Origin of the sequence: Nocardioides marinquilinus (genome assembly GCF_039543705.1) — a bacterium.
GTDB classification, from domain to species: domain Bacteria; phylum Actinomycetota; class Actinomycetes; order Propionibacteriales; family Nocardioidaceae; genus Nocardioides; species Nocardioides marinquilinus.
The window spans coordinates 224035-241417 of sequence record NZ_BAABKG010000007.1 but is presented as its reverse complement, the minus strand read 5'-3'; the positions used below and the strand labels follow the sequence as shown (position 1 = coordinate 241417).

General features: G+C 75.6%; 10 protein-coding genes. 7 read left to right on the top strand and 3 right to left on the bottom strand.

Annotated features, from left to right (window positions below; translation table 11 throughout):
• Nucleotides 1-2: 2 nt before the first annotated feature.
• The 6 genes from ABEA04_RS22260 (at nt 3) to ABEA04_RS22235 (ending at nt 14289) form a co-directional block, all read left to right on the top strand.
• On the top strand, nt 3-2216 hold the full coding sequence (locus ABEA04_RS22260) for a DUF5682 family protein (protein WP_345464267.1): 2214 nt from the start codon (nt 3-5) through the stop codon (nt 2214-2216).
• Complete coding sequence (locus ABEA04_RS22255) at nt 2209-3414, top strand: VWA domain-containing protein (RefSeq protein ID WP_345464264.1); 1206 nt, start codon at nt 2209-2211, stop codon at nt 3412-3414. Before ABEA04_RS22260 ends, ABEA04_RS22255 begins: the two co-directional genes overlap by 8 nt.
• 148 nt (nt 3415-3562) lie before the next feature.
• Nucleotides 3563-4234, top strand: coding sequence for a lysophospholipid acyltransferase family protein (locus ABEA04_RS22250; RefSeq protein WP_345464262.1), 672 nt, complete (start codon nt 3563-3565; stop codon nt 4232-4234).
• A gap of 108 nt (nt 4235-4342) precedes the next feature.
• The gene (locus ABEA04_RS22245) at nt 4343-7642 is read left to right on the top strand and encodes an Ig-like domain repeat protein (protein WP_345464260.1); all 3300 of its coding nucleotides are present in this window, start codon (nt 4343-4345) and stop codon (nt 7640-7642) included.
• A gap of 105 nt (nt 7643-7747) precedes the next feature.
• On the top strand, nt 7748-11023 hold the full coding sequence (locus ABEA04_RS22240; RefSeq protein ID WP_345464257.1) for an ATP-dependent helicase: 3276 nt from the start codon (nt 7748-7750) through the stop codon (nt 11021-11023).
• On the top strand, nt 11020-14289 hold the full coding sequence (locus ABEA04_RS22235; RefSeq protein ID WP_345464254.1) for an ATP-dependent helicase: 3270 nt from the start codon (nt 11020-11022) through the stop codon (nt 14287-14289). The genes ABEA04_RS22240 and ABEA04_RS22235 overlap by 4 nt, the downstream gene beginning before the upstream one ends.
• On the opposite strand, the gene ABEA04_RS22230 is transcribed toward ABEA04_RS22235, so the two are convergent.
• Together ABEA04_RS22230 and deoD are read right to left on the bottom strand one after the other, a co-directional pair.
• Nucleotides 14279-15364, bottom strand: coding sequence for an FAD-dependent oxidoreductase (locus ABEA04_RS22230; protein ID WP_345464251.1), 1086 nt, complete (start codon nt 15362-15364; stop codon nt 14279-14281). The genes ABEA04_RS22235 and ABEA04_RS22230 overlap by 11 nt on opposite strands.
• Nucleotides 15365-15381: 17 nt before the next feature.
• Complete coding sequence (gene deoD, locus ABEA04_RS22225; protein ID WP_345464248.1) at nt 15382-16092, bottom strand: purine-nucleoside phosphorylase; 711 nt, start codon at nt 16090-16092, stop codon at nt 15382-15384.
• A gap of 33 nt (nt 16093-16125) precedes the next feature.
• Between deoD and nudC the strand changes: the two genes are divergently transcribed.
• Complete coding sequence (gene nudC, locus ABEA04_RS22220) at nt 16126-17046, top strand: NAD(+) diphosphatase (protein WP_345464246.1); 921 nt, start codon at nt 16126-16128, stop codon at nt 17044-17046.
• A gap of 47 nt (nt 17047-17093) precedes the next feature.
• On the opposite strand, the gene ABEA04_RS22215 is transcribed toward nudC, so the two are convergent.
• Entirely contained in the window at nt 17094-17339 is a 246-nt protein-coding gene (locus tag ABEA04_RS22215; RefSeq protein WP_345464243.1) for a mycoredoxin, read from the bottom strand.
• Between the last annotated feature and the right edge of the window lie 44 nt (nt 17340-17383).

The window sequence follows — 17383 nt, the reverse complement described above, 5'->3', positions numbered from 1 at the left end:
TGATGACCGTCTCCGTCCTCGGCGTGCGCCACCACGGGCCCGGCTCGGCCCGCTCGGTGCGCGCCGCGCTCGACGAGCTCGACCCCGACGTCGTGGTCGTCGAGGGCCCGCCCGAGCTCGACCCGCTCGCGCCCGTCGTCCTCGACCCCGGCCTGGTGCCGCCGGTCGCGGCGCTCGTCTACGCCGTCGAGACACCGCGGCGTGCGTCGTTCTACCCGCTCGCGGAGTTCTCGCCCGAGTGGGTCGCGCTGCGGTGGGCGGCGCGGCGCGGCGTCCCGGTGCGGTTCGCCGACCTGCCGGCCGTGCACGTGCTGGCCGACCGCTCCGCGGCCGAGGAGGACGACGACGTCCCGCCCCGCCACCGGCGTCCCGACCCGCTCGCCACGCTCGCCGCGGCCGCCGGCTACGACGACGCCGAGCGCTGGTGGGAGGACGCCGTCGAGCACCGCACCGGTTCGACGCTCGCCGGGTTCGACCTGCTGCGCGAGGCGATGGCGCAGGTGCGCGAGGGCGCCCCGCCCGATCCCGAGAACGACCGCCGCGAGGCGGCCATGCGGCGGGTGCTGCGCGCGGTGCTCAAGGACGGCGCCGAGCGGGTCGCCTTCGTGTGCGGGGCCTACCACGCGCCCGCCGTGCACCCCGACGCCTTCCCGCCCGCCAGCCGCGACGCGCGGCTGCTGACCCACCTGCCGCGCACCAAGGTCGCGGCCACCTGGGTGCCGTGGTCGGCGGGGCGGCTGGCGGTGGCGAGCGGCTACGGCGCCGGCGTCACCTCCCCGGGCTGGTACCGGCACCTGTTCGTCACCGACGACCCCGCCGAGGTCGTGCCCGCCTGGCTGACCCGGGTGGCGCGCGAGCTGCGCGGGCACGGCCACGCGGCGGCTCCGGCGTCCGTGGTCGAGGCGGTGCGGCTGGCCGAGGCGCTCGCCGCGGTGCGGGCGCGGCCGTCGGTCGGGCTCGCCGAGCTGGACGACGCCAGCGAGGCCGTGCTGTGCGAGGGCTCGGCGCTGCCGATGCGCGACGTGCACCGGCGGCTGGTCGTGGGGGAGGAGATCGGCCGGGTGCCCGACTCGGTGCCGCTCACCCCGCTGGCCCACGACCTCGCCCGGCAGCAGCGGTCGCTGAAGCTGAGGCCGTCGCCGACGCCGTCCACCGTCGTGCTCGACCTGCGCCGCGAGGGCGGCCGGGCGCGCAGCGTGCTGCTGCACCGGCTGCGGCTGCTCGGCGTGCCGTGGGGGCGTCCGGCCGACGCCGGCGGCTCGACCGGCACGTTCAAGGAGGGCTGGCTGCTCGAGTGGGAGCCCGAGCTGGCCGTCGCGCTCATCGAGGCCGGCCTGCACGGCACCACCGTCGTCGCGGCCACCCAGGCGAAGGTGCGCGCCGAGGCGGCGGCCGCGCCCGACCTCGCCGCCCTCTCGCGGCTCGTCGAGGCGTGCCTGGTCGCCGAGCTCGACGAGGGTCTCGCCGCGGTCGTCGAGACGCTGGCCGAGCGCACCGCGCGGCAGCACGACACCCTGGCCCTGCTCGAGGCCGTCGAGCCGTTGGCCCGCAGCCGCCGCTACGGCGACGTCCGCGGCAGCGACACCTCACGGGTCGGCGGCGTGCTGGCCACGGTCGTCGCCCGGGCCTCGGTGGGCCTGCGGGCCGCCTGCCTCGCGCTCGACGACGAGGCCGCCGCGGCGATGCGGACGGCGGTCGACGCCGCCCAGCGCGGTGTGCAGCTGGTCGACGACCCGGCGCTCGTCGCGCCGTGGCGCACGGCGCTGGAGGGGGTCGCCGCCGACGACCGGGTCGCCCCCGCGGTGGCCGGGCGCGCCAACCGGCTGCTGCTCGACCTCGGCGTCCTGCAGACCGACGAGGTCGCCGTCCGGCTGCAGCGGCGGCTCTCGCGCGGGTCGGAGGCCGTGGCCGCGGCCGCGTGGGTCGACGGCCTGCTCGACGGCGACGCCACCCTGCTCGTGCACGACGGCGAGCTGCTCGGCCTGCTCGACGCGTGGGTCGCGGGCGTCGACGAGGCCACCTTCGACGACCTGCTGCCGCTGCTGCGGCGCACGATGTCGCGCTACGAGCCGGCCGACCGGCGGCGGCTGGGGCACCGGCTGCGGCACGGGCGGGCGGCCGTCGCCGTCGTCCCGGTCGACGTCGACCGCGGCCGGGCCGCCGCGCTGCGGGTGGCCGAGCTGATCGGGCTGACGGGGGGCCGCGGCGGTGGCTGAGCCGGAGCGTGACCGGCTGACCCGGTGGCGGCTGGTGCTGGGCGCCGAGGACGCCGAGCACGCCGCGGGCGGCGAGAGCGGCGCCGGCGAGGAGGGCCTCGGACCGGTCGGGCTGGGCCCCGACGACCTCGCCCGCGACCGGGCGCTGGCCGAGCTGTACGGCGGTCGCTCGCGCACCGGCGGCCTGGGCCGGTCGGCGCCGCGGGTGGCGAGGTGGCTGGGCGACATCCGCGGCTACTTCCCGTCCTCGGTGGTGCGGGTGATGCAGGCCGACGCGATGGAGCGGCTCGGCCTCGCCGAGCTGCTCCTCGAGCCCGAGACGCTCGACGCCGTCCAGCCCGACGTCGGGCTCGTCTCGACGCTGGTCGCGCTCAACCGCGCCGTCCCCGAGCGCAGCCGCGACGCCGCCCGCACGCTGGTGCGCACCGTGACCGACCAGCTCGAGCAGCGGCTGCGTCCACGGCTCGAGCAGGCCGTCAGCGGCGCGCTCGACCGGTCGGCCCGCACCCGTCGTCCACGCGGCGGCGACGTCGACTGGCGCCGCACCATCGCCGCCAACCTGCGCCACTACCTGCCCGAGCACCGCACGGTCGTGCCCGAGCGGCTGGTCGGCTTCGCGCGCCGCAGCCGGCGGGTCGAGCGGCGTGTCGTGCTGTGCCTCGACCAGTCGGGCTCGATGGCCGAGTCGGTGGTCTACGCGAGCGTCTTCGCCGCCGTGCTGGGCACGCTGCGCTCGGTGCAGACCAGCCTCGTCGTCTTCGACACCGAGGTCGTCGACCTCACCGACGAGCTGCACGACCCCGTCGACGTCCTCTTCGGCGTCCAGCTCGGCGGCGGCACCGACATCAACCGGGCGCTGGCCTACTGCCAGGGCCTGATCACCCGGCCCACCGAGACCGTGCTGGTGCTCGTCAGCGACCTCTACGAGGGCGGCATCGCCGAGGAGATGCTGCGCCGCGCCCGCCAGGTCGTCGACTCCGGCGCCACCATGGTCGCGCTGCTGGCGCTCAGCGACTCCGGCGCGCCGTCGTACGACGCCGACCACGCCGCCGCCCTCGCCGCCCTCGGCGTCCCCGCCTTCGCCTGCACCCCCGACCAGTTCCCCGACCTCATGGCCGCCGCCATCGAGCGCCGCGACCTCACCGGGTGGGCCGCCGAGAACGACATCGTCACCACCCACGCCACCGACGACCCCTGACCGTCGCATCGACCCGCACCCACAGACCCTGAGCCTGTCGAAGGGCCCCGACCCGACCCACGGACCCTCAGCTCGTCGACAGGCCCCGACCCGCCACGCCCGCCGGACACCGTGGCCGCCGAGGCCCCGACCGGCCAGACTGACCCCCGTGTCGCTGTACCGCGTCCTGCACGCCGTCGTCCCGCCGCTGGCGAAGGCGGTGTGGCGACCCACCGTGACCGGCCTCGACCGGGTGCCGGAGCGCGGCGGCGTCATCCTGGCCAGCAACCACCTCAGCTTCGCCGACTCCGTCGTCATCCCGTGCGTGGTGCCGCGCAAGGTCGTCTTCCTGGCCAAGTCCGACTACTTCGAGGGCACCGGCGTCAAGGGCGCGCTGTCGCGGGCGTGGTTCACCGGCCTCGGCATGCTGCCGGTCGACCGCGACGACACCCGCGCGGCGATCGCCTCCCTCGACATCGCACTCGAGGTGCTCGGCCGCGGCGAGGCATTCGGCATCTACCCCGAGGGCACCCGCTCGCGCGACGGCCGGGTCTACCGCGGCCGTACCGGCGTCGCCCACCTCGCGCTCACCGCCGGCGTCCCCGTCGTGCCGGTCGGGCTCGTGGGCACCGAGAAGCTGCAGCCGGTGGGCTCGCGGCTGCCGAAGGTCGTGCCGGTGACCGTCGCGTTCGGCGAGCCGATCGCCGTCGCCGGCCGCTTCGACGGCGTCCCGCTCGGCAAGGCGCGCCGCGTGCTGACCGACGAGATCATGACCGCCGTCGCCGCCCTGTCGGGCCAGGAGCCGGCCGGCGTCTACAACGAGCGGCCGATCGACGCCTGAGGCACGATCCCGCGCGCAAAGCGCACGTAGCGAGTCCGAAATAATTGTCAGACAAACTCCGCGGGCACCTCGCCACTCCCGGACGAGGAACCAGCCCCAGGAGGACTGTTGAACCGCACCCTGACAGCGGCCGCCGGCGCCGTGCTGGCGCTCGCGCTGCCCGCCGCTGCGCCGAGCGTCGCCGCGCCCGTGGCCCGCTCGGCACCCGCACCGGCCGCTCCCGCCGAGCCGGACCCCCAGGCCACCGAGGCCGACGCCCGCGGCGGACGCGGCGCCGGGACCGCCACGCGTGGCCTGCCGGCGGACAAGGCGGAGGTGGTGCGCCGCGCGGCCGCGGCGATCGTCGCCGGCGACCCGATCGAGATGCCGACGTCCTACCCCTACCAGCCGCAGCTGCGGTTCTACCGCGACAACCCCGACGACGCCTCCGACACCGCCGAGCTGCTCGGCCACCCCGACCTCGCGCCCCAGCTGACCGAGTGGATGGCGGCCAGCGACCGGATCTCGACCCAGGTCGTCGGCCAGTCGACGCAGGGCCGCGACCTCTACCTGGTCACCGTGACCGCGCCCGAGAGCGAGGACGCGACCGCCGAGCAGAGCGCCTGGCGCGAGCTCATCCACGACGACCCCGAGGCCGCGGCGGCCGACCCGAGGCTGCTGTCGCAGTACAAGACCCCGATCTGGATCAGCAACAACATCCACGGGAACGAGTGGGAGGGGACCGACGCCACGATGCGCTACATCGACTGGCTGGTCAGCGCCCCGCAGGCCGAGGTCGGCAGCATCCTGCGCAACAACCGCCTCTACTTCTCGCTGTCGCTCAACCCCGACGGGCGCACCAACGCCACCCGGGCCACCGCGCTGGGCTTCGACCCCAACCGCGACATGATCACCAACTCGACCCCCGAGACGCGCTCCTACATCCGCACCGCGCAGGCGATCCAGCCCATCTACAGCGCCGACTTCCACGGCTACACCCGCGTGCTGCAGATGGAGCCGTGCGGGCCCCCGCACGGGTCGAACTACGAGTACGACCTCTACCTGCCGCACAACTACGCGCTCGCCCTCAAGGTCGAGCAGGACGTCGTCGCCGCGAACATCCCGGGCAACACCTACTACGCGCCCGGTCAGGCGTTCCCGAACGACGTCACCACCACCAACACCGGCTTCATCAAGATCCCCTACCGCGACACCCCGTCGGGCTGGGACGACTTCCCGCCCATCTTCACCGCGCAGTACTCCGCGTTCTACGGCGCCGCGACCGCCACCGTCGAGCTCCCGCTCCAGCGCGGCGCCGCCAACGGGTCGCGGCAGAGCCCGGCCAACGCGCGGGTCAACACCGCCGTCGGCACCCAGACCGTCGAGAGCATCGTGGAGTACCTCAACGACGCCACGACGGCACGCGAGATGCTGAGCAACCAGATCGAGGTGTTCCGGCGCGGTGCCGCCGGCGAGCCGAAGAAGGCGCTCACCACCGCCGACGTCGCCGCCGTCCCGGGCCCCTCTCAATGGAAGCCGCTGTGGGACGTCGTCGACGACCAGGAGCCGGTCACCCTGCCCCGTGCCTACGTCATCCCGGTCGGCGAGGGCCAGCGGTCGGCCAGCGACGCCACCCGGCTCGTCGAGCAGCTGCTGCTGCACGACATCGAGGTCGGTCGCCTGACCGACGCCGCGACGGTGGGTGGGACGACCTACCCGGCCGGCTCGTACGTCGTCGACCTGCACCAGCCCCTGCGGGGCCTGGCCAACGCGCTGCTCGACCTCGGCGAGGACATCTCGGCGAAGGTGCCCTCGATGTACGACATCTCCGCCTGGAGCTGGAGCTACCTGTGGGGGGCCACGGTCGACAAGGTCGGCCTGACCACCGACGCGCCCGTCGGCGCCACCGAGCCGGTCACCGCGCCGACGCCGGTCGCCTCGATGCCCGACGGCGGCTACCTGACCTTCGAGGTCGCGGGCGTGCGCGACTACGCGGCCGTCGACGCGCTGCTCGACGACGGCGTCGCCGTCTCGATGCTGGACGACGCCTCCGTGGTCGTCGCCCCGGCCGACCGGGCCGCGGTGGCGGCCGTGGCGCAGGACTTCGACCTCGCCGTCACCCGCGCGAGCGCCGACGACCTGGCCGCGCTCGACGACGAGACGACCCGGGGCCTGTCCGACCTCGCCGTCGGCTACGTCGGCACCCAGGACGACCGGGTGTCGCTGGAGGAGCTCGGGTTCGACGCGCCGCGGCAGCTGACCGCCGCTGCGCTGAACGCCACGCCGACCCTGCTCGACGACGTCGACGTGCTGTGGGTCGGCACCACGCTGACCCTCGCCGACGGGTCGGCGGGGCGCAACGCCGTCCAGCGGTTCGTGGCGTCCGGCCGCTCGATCGTGGGTCGCGGGAGCGCCGCGTTCACCGCCGCCCAGACCTACGGGCTGCTCCCCAGCAGCGCCGCGGTCCTCACCGGCAACGGCAGCAGCAACGGCATCGTCGACGTCGACACCCCCGACGGCTCGCTGCTGGCCGACCACGCGCAGGACAGCTCGTTCGTCTCGCCGGCGGCCTGGTTCACCGGGCCCGAGGGCGCGTTCGCCGTCGAGCAGACCTACGCGGCCGACCCGTTCCTCGCCGGGCACTGGCGACCCGGCACGAGCGGCGGCAACCCGTTGCCCAACGGCCCGGCCGACGCGGCCGGGCGAGCCTCGGTGATCTCGAACGAGTACGCCTCCGGCGCCCGCACGGTCGTCTTCGGCACCTCGGTCTTCTACCGCAACCATCCCAAGGGCCTGATCGGCCAGGCCGGCCGCGCGATCTACTGGGCCGGACCCGAGGGACCCGAGGTCGCGGCCCCGGGCGCCAGCACGGTCTCGCTCACCGCGCCCGACCGCGTCGCCTACCCCGGCGCCGTGGCGTTCCAGGTGACCGCGACCGCCGCGGACGTCGAGGCAGCCTCGGGCCGGGTCGACGTCGTGGACGGCGCCGGCCAGGTGGTCGGCTCGGCCCCGGTCGACGGCGGCACGGCGACGGTGCGCGTCAGCGGGCTGCGGCCCGGCACGGCGTCCTACACCGCCGTCTTCACCTCCGAGACCGCCGACGTCGAGGGCTCGACCAGCACACCGGTGCAGGTGACGGTCACCAAGGCCGTCTCCACCACCGGGCTGCGCGTGGTCGAGAAGTCGGGGCGTGCCGTCACGGTGCGGGTGACGCTGCGGATCGCGGGCCTGACCCCGCGTGGCACGGTGCGGCTCAACGACCGTGGCCGGTTGCTGCGCACGGTGCGGCTGGACGGCGTCTCGGGCACCGCGACGAAGACCGTGACGGTCCGGCTGCCCGCCGGCAGCCACGCGCTGCGTGCGGTCTACGACGGCACCGACCTCGTCGCCCGTAGCGCGTCGTCACCGGTGGCGGTCACCACGCGCTGATCCGGAGGCAGCAGGACGGCGCCGTCCGGTCACCTGGGACCCCCAGGACCGGGCGGCGCCGGCTGCTTCCCGGAGCCTGTCGGAGGTCTGTGATGGGGTGACCACATGAGCACCCCGACCCTCGACGGCCCGGCCTACCGGCTGGTGCGCGAGCACGTCGCGACGGTGGTGCCCGACCTCGACGAGCAGCAGCAGCGCGTCGTCGACCACCCCGGCGGCCCGCTGCTGGTGCTGGCCGGCCCCGGCACCGGCAAGACCACCACGCTCGTCGAGGCGATCGCCGCCCGCATCGAGGCCGGGGCCGCGCCCGAGTCGGTGCTCGCCCTCACCTTCTCCCGCAAGGCGGCCGAGCAGCTGCGCGACCGCGTCACGGCCCGCCTCGGCCGCACCCTCGACGCCCACCTGTGCTCCACGTTCCACTCCTTCGCCTACGCGCTGGTCCGCCGCTACGCGCCGGCCGAGATCTACGCCGCGCCGCTGCGGCTGCTCTCGGCCCCCGAGCAGGACGTCGTGCTCCGCGAGCTGCTCACCGACCACCCCGAGTCGGTGCGCTGGCCCGACGCACTGCGCCGCGCGCTGGGCACCCGCGGCTTCGCGCGCGAGGTCAACGCCGTCCTGTCCCGTGCCCGCGAGAAGGGCCTCGACGGCGTCGACCTGCGGGCGCTGGGCGACGAGCACGCGCTGCCCGAGCTCAGCGCCGCCGGGCTCTTCCTCGACCAGTACCTCGACAACCTCGACTCCGTCGGCGCCACCGACTACGCCGACCTGATCCGCCGCGCCACCGTCGAGGCCGCCGACCACCGCGCCGAGCTGCGCGCCCGGTTCGCCCACGTCTTCGTCGACGAGTACCAGGACACCGACCCCGGCCAGGTCGCGCTGCTGCGCCAGCTGGCGGGCGACGGGCGCGACCTCGTCGTGGTCGGCGACCCGCACCAGTCCATCTACGGCTTCCGCGGCGCCGAGGTGCGCGGCATCCTCGACTTCCCGGCGCAGTTCCCGCACGCCGACGGCCGCCCCGCCGACGTCGTGGCGCTGCGCACCACGCGCCGGTTCGGGTCGCGGCTGCTCGCGGCCTCGCAGCGCGTCGCCTCGCGGCTCGCCCTGCCCGGCTCGATCCCCGAGCAGGCCAAGCAGGCCTTCCTCGAGCCCGAGGCGCAGGCGCCCACGCCGGGCCGGGTCACCGTGCGCACCTTCGACACCGAGCGGGCCGAGGCCGAGCACCTCGCCGACCTGCTGCGCCGCGCCCACCTCGAGGACGGCGTCGACTGGAGCGAGATGGCGGTGCTGGTGCGCTCGGGCCGAGGCTCGATCCCGCCGCTGCGGCGGGCGCTCGGGGCCGCCGGCGTGCCGGTCGAGGTCACGCACGACGAGGTGCCGCTGGTGCGCGACCCCGCCGTGCTGCCGCTGCTCGACGCCGTCCGCGCCGTGGTCAACCTCGACAACGACGACCTCGACCACGTCGACTTCCTGCACCCCTCGCGGGCCGAGTCGCTGCTGCTCAGCCCGCTGGGCGGGCTCGACGCGGGCGAGCTGCGCCGCCTGGTGCGGCTGCTGCGTGCGCGGGCCAAGACGCAGGCCGAGGAGCACGGCGGCCCGCCCGCGCCGTCCGGTTCGCTGTTGCGCTGCACGCTGGTCGAGCCCGGCTTCCTCGACGGGCTGGAAGGCCCCGAGGTGGGCAAGGCCCGCGCGCTCGCCACCCTGCTCGCCACCGCCCGCGCCGAGCTGGACGACGGCGCCTCGGCCGAGGCGGTGCTCTGGCACCTGTGGTCGGGCACCCGCTGGCCCGAGCGGCTGCGGCGCACGGTCGAGGCCGGGGGAGGCGGCGCCCGCCGCGCCCACCGCGACCTCGACTCGGTCTGCGCCCTGTTCGAGGCCGTCGCCCGCACCGAGGAGCAGCGGGTGCACGTGAGCGTGGCCAACCTGTTCGCCAACCTGGCCGCCCAGCAGATCCCCGCCGACACCCTGGCCGAGCGCGGCACCCGCGGCTCCGCGGTGCGGCTGCTGACTGCCCACCGGTCCAAGGGCCTGGAGTGGCGGGTGGTCGTGGTCGCCCACGTGCAGCAGGAGGGCTGGCCCGACCTGCGGCGCCGCGCCACCCTGCTCGGCGCCGACCGCATCGGCGCCGAGGGCCTCGTGCTGCCGGTCACCGTCCGCGAGCTGCTGCTCGAGGAGCGACGCCTGTTCTACGTCGCCTGCACGCGTGCCCGCGAGCGCTTGGTCGTCACCGCGGTCGCCTCGCCCGACGACGACGGCGAGCAGCCGTCGCGCTTCCTCGACGAGCTCGGCGTCCGCGACGTCGGGCACGTCGTCGGCCGCCCCACCCGGCCGCTGTCGATGAACGGCCTCGTCGGCGAGCTGCGCCGCCGCGCCGCCGACCCCGCCCAGCCCGCGGCGCTCCGCGAGGCCGCGGCCCGACGGCTGGCCAGGCTCGCGGCCGAGACCGTGACGACGCCGTCCGGCGAGCGGCGGCTCGTGCCCGCCGCCGACCCCGCCACCTGGTGGGGCACCCGGGCCCTGAGCCACGCGCCCGTCCCGCTGCGCGAGCCCGACCGCCCCGTGCCGGTCTCGGCCAGCGTGCTCACCTCGATGCTGACCTGCCCGATGCAGTGGTTCCTCGAGAGCGAGGCGGGCGGCGTCTCGCGGCAGCACCAGTCGGCCAACCTCGGCCTGATCGTGCACGCCCTGGCCGAGCGGGTCGCACGGGGCGAGATCGACGCCGACGTCGACGACGGCGAGCGGCTCATGGCCCACGTCGACGAGGTGTGGCAGCGCCTCGAGTTCCGCACCCCCTGGTCGCGGCAGCGCGAGCACGAGCGCATCCGGCAGGCCCTCGCCCGGTTCCTGCGCTGGCACCACGCCGACACCCGCACGGTGCTCGGCACCGAGGAGAGGTTCGACGCCGTCGTCCGGCTCGACACGCCCGACGGCGAGCCGGTCGCCGTCCGCCTCACCGGCTACGCCGACCGCGTCGAGCTCGACGGCGACGGCGCCGTGGTCGTGGTCGACTTCAAGACCGCCCGCACCCGGGTCGGCCCCAAGGACGCCGAGCGGCACGTGCAGCTCGCGCTCTACCAGTACGCCGTCGACAGCGGCGCCGTCGACCACCTGCTGCCCGAGGGCGCCGAGCGACCGGCGCGCAGCGGCGGTGCCGAGCTCGTGCAGCTCGGCATCGAGTCCACCTCCGAGACCGCCGACGTCGCCGGCCAGTCGCCGCACGACGACGGCGGCGAGCCGCGCGAGACCCTCCGCCAGGGCCTCGCGCGCGCGGCCGACCTGCTGCGGCGCGAGACCTTCCCGGCCGTCGTCGGCCCGCAGTGCCGCGACTGCGGCTTCGTGCCGGTCTGCCCCTCGCGCAGTGCCGGGGCGGTGACCGCGCCGTGACCGTCCTCGACGACGCCCCCGGCCGCACCGGCGCGCCCGCCGGCCGGCCGATCCGCAGCCCGCGCGAGCTGCAGCAGGTGATGGGCACCGACTACGCGCCGAGCGACCAGCAGTGGGCGGCCATCTCGGCTCCTCTCGAGCCGGCGGTCGTCGTCGCGGGCGCGGGCTCCGGCAAGACCACGCTGATGGCAGCCCGCGTGGTCTACCTCGTCGTCACCGGCCAGGTGCGCCCCGAGGAGGTCCTCGGCCTCACCTTCACCACCAAGGCCGCCAGCGAGCTGCGACGCCGCATCCGCGACGCGCTCGTCGCCGCCGGCGCGCTGCCGGCGGCCGGTCCGCGGGCCGCCGTCGACCCCAGGGGCGGCCTCGAGCCGGAGCAGCCCGCTGAGCCGCTCGAGCCCACCGTGGCCACCTACAACGCCTACGCCGCCACCCTGCTCACCGAGCACGGCCTGCGCATCGGCCACGAGCCCGACACCCGGGTCGTCACCGACGCCGCCCGCTACCAGCTCGGCGCGCGGGTCGTCGACCGGCACACCGGCGACGTCCGCCACCTCACTGACCACCCCGCCACCGCCATCCAGAACCTGCTGGCGCTCGACGGGCAGCTGAGCGAGCACCTCGTCGGCCCCGACGACGTCCGCGCCTTCGACGCCGAGCACCGGCGCGGCTTCGAGCGCGCCCGCGCCGACGAGCTGGCCGGCAAGGCGCGCAAGACCTACCTCGAGCCGGTCGACAAGGCGCTCTCGGCGATCCTGCGGCGCGGCGAGCTGCTCGGCCTGGTGGCCGACTACCGCCGGCTCAAGCGCGACCTCGGGCTGATGGACTTCTCCGACCAGATCGAGCTGGCCGCCCGGCTGGCCGAGGAGCGGCCCGAGGTGGGCGAGGCCGAGCGCGGCCGGTTCCGCGTCGTGCTGCTCGACGAGTACCAGGACACCTCCGTCGCCCAGGCGCAGATGCTCGCGCGGCTGTTCGGGGGCGGGCACGCCGTCACGGCGGTCGGCGACCCCAACCAGGCCATCTACGGCTGGCGCGGCGCCTCGGTCAGCAACATCCTCGGCTTCGGCCAGACCTTCCGGCCCACCGCCGGCGAGGCGGGGCTGTTCCACCTCAGCGTGAGCCGCCGCTCCGACCGGCGCATCCTCGACGTCGCCAACCGGCTCGCCCAGCCGCTCTACGAGCGGTTCGACCAGGTCGAGCCGCTCTCGGCCGCCGAGGGCGCGGGGGAGGGCGAGGTGCGCGTCGCCGTCCACGACACGCACGCCGACGAGCTCGCCGCCCTGGCCGCCGCCGTCCACCAGGTGCACGACGCCGGCGGCACCTGGGCCGACATCGGCGTCCTCACCCGCGACAACGCCCACGCCGAGGACGTCTTCGACGCCCTCACCGCGGCCGGTGTCCCGGTCGAGATCGTGGGCCTCAAGGGCTTGCTGCGGCTGCCCGAGGTCGCCGAGGTCGTCGCCACGCTGCACCTGCTGCACGACGTCACCGCCAACGCCGCCATGCTCACCTTGCTCACCGGCCCGCGGTGGGCCGTCGGTCCGCGCGACCTGCGGCTGCTCAGCCGACGCGCGGCCGAGATCGCCGGGCACGCCGGACGCGCCTCGCGCGCCGAGCACCCCGACGTCGCCGCCCAGCTGGTCGAGATCGCCGACGGCATCGACCCGGCCGAGATCGCCGCGCTCGACGACGCCCTGGCCGACCCGGGCGAGGCCGACTACTCCGGGGCCGCCCGCGAGCGGTTCGCGCTGCTGGCCGGCGAGCTGCGCTACCTGCGCGGCTTCGTCGGCGAGCCGCTGCTCGACCTGGTGCGCCGCATCATGGACGCGAGCGGGGTCGACGTCGAGCTGGCCGCCGCCGTCAGCCCGGCCGCCGCGGCCCGGCGCGACAACCTCGACCTGTTCGTCAAGGCGGTCGCCGACTTCCAGGCCGTCGACGGCGACGTCACCCTGCCGGCCCTGCTGGCCTACCTCACCGCCGAGGACGACCAGGGCAATGGCCTCGACATCGCCACGCCCACCGAGGCCGACTCGGTCAAGCTGCTCACCGTCCACCGCGCCAAGGGCCTGGAGTGGGCCGCGGTGTTCGTCGTCGGGGCGTGCGAGACGCGGTTCCCCTCCAACCGGTCGCGCACCCTGTGGATCTCCTCGCCGGCCGTGCTGCCCGCCCCGCTGCGGGGCGACTCCGCCGACCTGCCGCAGCTGCAGGGCTACGACAAGGCCGCTGTCGACGCCTACCGCGCGGCCACCAAGGAGCACGACGCCGAGGAGGAGCTGCGGCTCGGCTACGTCGCCTTCACCCGTGCCGCGCACCTGCTGTCGGTCAGCTCCTACTGCTGGAGCGAGCGCACCACCCCGTTCGGCCCCTCCGCCTACCAGCGCGTGGTCGCCGACCAGCTCGAGGAGTGGCACGAGCCCCCGCCGCTGTGGCGCGAGAAGCCCGAGAAGGGCGACCCCAACCCCTACGACGGCGTCGACCCCGCCCGGCCCTGGCCGACCAACACCGGCAACGAGGAGGCGCGCCTGCGCGTCGCCTCCGCCGCGATGGTGGCCGAGGCCGACCCGCAGGCGCCCGACGACGGGCTCGACCTCGTCGCCTCCGCGCTCGTCGCCGAGTGGGACGACGAGATCGAGCGGCTCCTCGTCGAGGCCCGCCGCGACCGCGGGCCCGAGGTCGTCGTCCCGCTTCCGCCCAGCCTCTCGGCCACCTCGCTGGCACGGCTGCGCGACGACCCCGCCTCGTTCGCCCGCGACCTCGCGCGGCCGATGCCCCGTCGTCCGTCGGCCGCGGCGCGGTTCGGCACCCGGTTCCACACCTGGGTCGAGGCGCGCTTCGGGCAGCCGGCGCTGCTCGACGCCGACGAGATCGCCGGGCGCGGCGACGACGACCTCGTCGACGACGAGCTGCAGCAGCTGGTCGACGCCTTCGAGGCCGGTCCGTTCGCCGAGCGGGTGCCGCTCGCGGTCGAGCCGTCGTTCGCCCTGGTGCTCGAGGGACAGGTCGTGCGCGGGCGCATCGACGCCGTCTACGCCGACCCCGACCGCCCCGGCGAGGCCGACCGCTTCCTGCTCGTCGACTGGAAGACGAGCCGGGGTCACACCGCCGACCCGCTGCAGCTCGCCGTCTACCGGCTCGCCTGGGCCGAGCTGCGCGGCGTCCCGGTCGAGCACGTGCGGGCGGGGTTCCTCTACGTGCGCGACGGGCGCCTCGTCGAGCCGACCGACCTGCTCGACCGCGCCGGGCTCGAGGCGCTCCTCAGGCGGTGAGCGAGGCCCGGTCGGCGCCGCCGTGCCGGCCGTCGTGCCAGGTGGCCACCCCGCGGGCCGCGACCCGCCCGGCGCGGTTGGCGCCGATCGTGCTGGCCGAGGGCCCGTAGCCCACGAGCTGCACCCGCGGGTCGGCCACGGCGGTGGTCCCGTCGAGCCGGATGCCGCCGTGCGGGCTGCGCAGGTGCAGCGGGGCCAGGTGGCCGACCGCCGGGCGGAACCCGGTGGCCCACAGCACGACGTCCACCGGCTCGAACGTGCCGTCGGCCCAGCGCACGCCATCCGGCTCGAGCGAGGCGAACATCGGACGCCGCACGTACGCGCCGAGCGCCTCGGCGGCCCGCTCCTGCTCGCGCAGGGCGAGCCCGGTCACGCTCACCACACTGGCCGGCGGCAGACCACGCCGCACCCGGTCCTCGACCAGCGCGACGGCGGCCCGCCCGGCCTCGGGCGTGAAGTCGTCGGTGCGCCACACCGGCGCGCGGCGGGTGACCCACAGCGTGTCGGTCACCGGCGCGATCTCACCGAGCAGCTGCACCGCCGACGCCCCGCCCCCGACGACCACGGTGCGCCGGCCACGGAACCACTCCGCGCCGGGGTGGTCGACGGTGTGCAGCTGCGTGCCTCCGAACGTCTCGGCACCGGGGTAGTGCGGCACGAACGGCCGGGTCCAGGTGCCGGTCGCGTTGACGAGCGTGCGCGTCGTCCACGACCGGTCGCCGGCCCGCACCACGAGCAGGTCGTCGGTGCCGGCGTCCTCCACCCGGTCGACCTGCACCGGGCGCACCACCGGCAGGTCGTGGGTGCGCTCGTAGGCCGCGAAGTACGCCGGCACCACGGTGTTGGCGCGCCCGTCGGGCCGCCCCGGCGGGTCGCTGTCGGGCAGCGCTGCGACGCCGTGCACGTCGGCCATCGTCAGGGAGTCCCAGCGGTGCTGCCAGGCGCCGCCGGGGCCGGCGTCCGCGTCGAGCACCACGTGCTCGAGCCCGCGCCGGCGCAGGTGGTAGGACGCCGACAGCCCGGCCTGGCCGGCGCCGACCACCACGCTGTCGAGCACGTCGCTGCCGTCGTCCACGACGGGTGAACGCCGGGTCAGCCCGCGGTAGTCCCGATCCCGAGCCCGGCGGTGAGCGCCACCTCGACCATGCGGCCGAACGTTTGCTCGCGCTCGGCCGCGGTGGTCTCCTCGCCGGTGACGATGTGGTCGCTGACGGTGCACACGGCCAGCGCCCGGCGGCCGTGGCGGGCCGCGATCGTGTAGAGCGCGCTGGCCTCCATCTCGATGGCCAGCACGCCGTGCTCGGCCATCCGCGTCGTCAGCTCGGGCCTGGTGGCGTAGAACGAGTCGGCGCTGAGGATCAGCCCCACGTGGGCCTCGGGCGCGGCGTCCGCGGCGGCGCGCAGCAGCCCGAAGTCGGCCACCGGCGCGTAGTCGAGGCCCTCGAAGGTGATCCGGTTCATCGAGGAGTCGGTGCAGGCGCCGGAGGCGATGACGAGGTCGCGCAGCGCCAGCCGCTCGCTGAGCGCCCCGCACGAGCCGACCCTGATCACCGACTGCACGTCGTAGTCGCGGAACAGCTCGTTGACGTAGATGGCCATCGACGGCTGCCCCATGCCCGAGCCCTGCACCGAGACGGGTCGTCCCTGCCAGGTGCCGGTGTAGCCGAGCATGCCGCGCACCTCGCTGTAGCAGGTGGCGTCGTCGAGGAAGGTCTCGGCGATCCAGCGGGCGCGCAGCGGGTCGCCCGGCATCAGCACGAGCGGGGCGATGGCGCCGGCCTCGGCGCCGATGTGGGTGCTCACGGGGGCCAACGTAGGTGAACCTAGGCTGATCGGGTGACCTACCCCCACCAGCGCCTCGTGGCCCGCGCGCACGACCGGCTCGGCCTGCACCGGCGTGACCAGGCGTGGCTCGACCGCCGCTGGGACGACCCCTCCTCGCGGGTCCTGGTGGTCTCGGGCACCCGAGTGCGGCCCGTCGAGGGCACGCTGCCGTGGGTGCCCGCCGACCAGGCCCCCGACGGCGTCCGCGTGCTGCTCGGCGAGCGCGACGGCACGACGTCCTGGGCCGTCATCACCGGACCCGAGGCGGCGGCCTCCCAGGAGGGCGAGTGGTATCCGTTGCGCGGCCTGCTGCCCGCCCTCGTCGGCCAGCCGGACGACGCCCCGCTCGTCTTCCACGCCCTCGGCCTGGCCGAGTGGCACTGGGCCACCCGCTTCTGCCCGCGCTGCGGCCACGCGCTCGTGGCGGTCTCGGCCGGCCACGAGCTGAACTGCCCGAAGGACGACGGCGGCTGCGGCCGCACGCAGTTCCCGCGCACCGACCCCGCCGTCATCATGCTCGTCAGCCACGGCGAGCCGGGCTCGCCCGAGGAGCGCTGCCTGCTCGGCCGCTCACCGCAGTGGCCCGACGCCCGCTACTCCACCCTCGCCGGCTTCTGCGAGCCGGGGGAGAGCCTCGAGGACACGGTGCGGCGCGAGGTCGCCGAGGAGTCCGGCGTCCGGGTCGGCGAGGTGACCTACTTCGGCAACCAGCCCTGGCCGTTGCCGCAGAGCCTGATGCTCGGCTTCCTCGCGCGCGCCGAGTCGACCGACGTCGTCGTCCAGGAGGACGAGCTCGTCGACGCCCGCTGGTTCACCCGCGAGCAGCTGGCCACCGAGGCCGGGTCGGGCGCGATCGTGCTGCCCGGCGGTGTCTCCATCAGCCGCTCGCTCATCGAGCACTGGTACGGCGACACCCTCCCCGGCTCCTGGTGACCCGGGATCGACGCTGACCCGTCGCCTATAAGCGACGGGTCAGCGCGTCAGGCGAGGGAGGCCAGCTTCTCCTTGACCTGGGCCAGGGAGGGGTTGGTCATGGCGGTGCCGTCGGAGTAGACCAGCGTGGGCACGGTCTGGTTGCCGTTGTTGGCGGACTCGACGATCTTGGCGGCGTCGGGCTGCTGCTCGATGTCGACCATGTCGAAGGCGATGCCCTCGCGGTCGAGCTGGCTCTTGAGGCGGTGGCAGTAGCCGCACCAAGGCGTGGAGTACATCGTGAAGCTGCTCATCTCGGACTGTCGCCTCCGGCGTCTAGGGTCGGGTCGGTCGATCT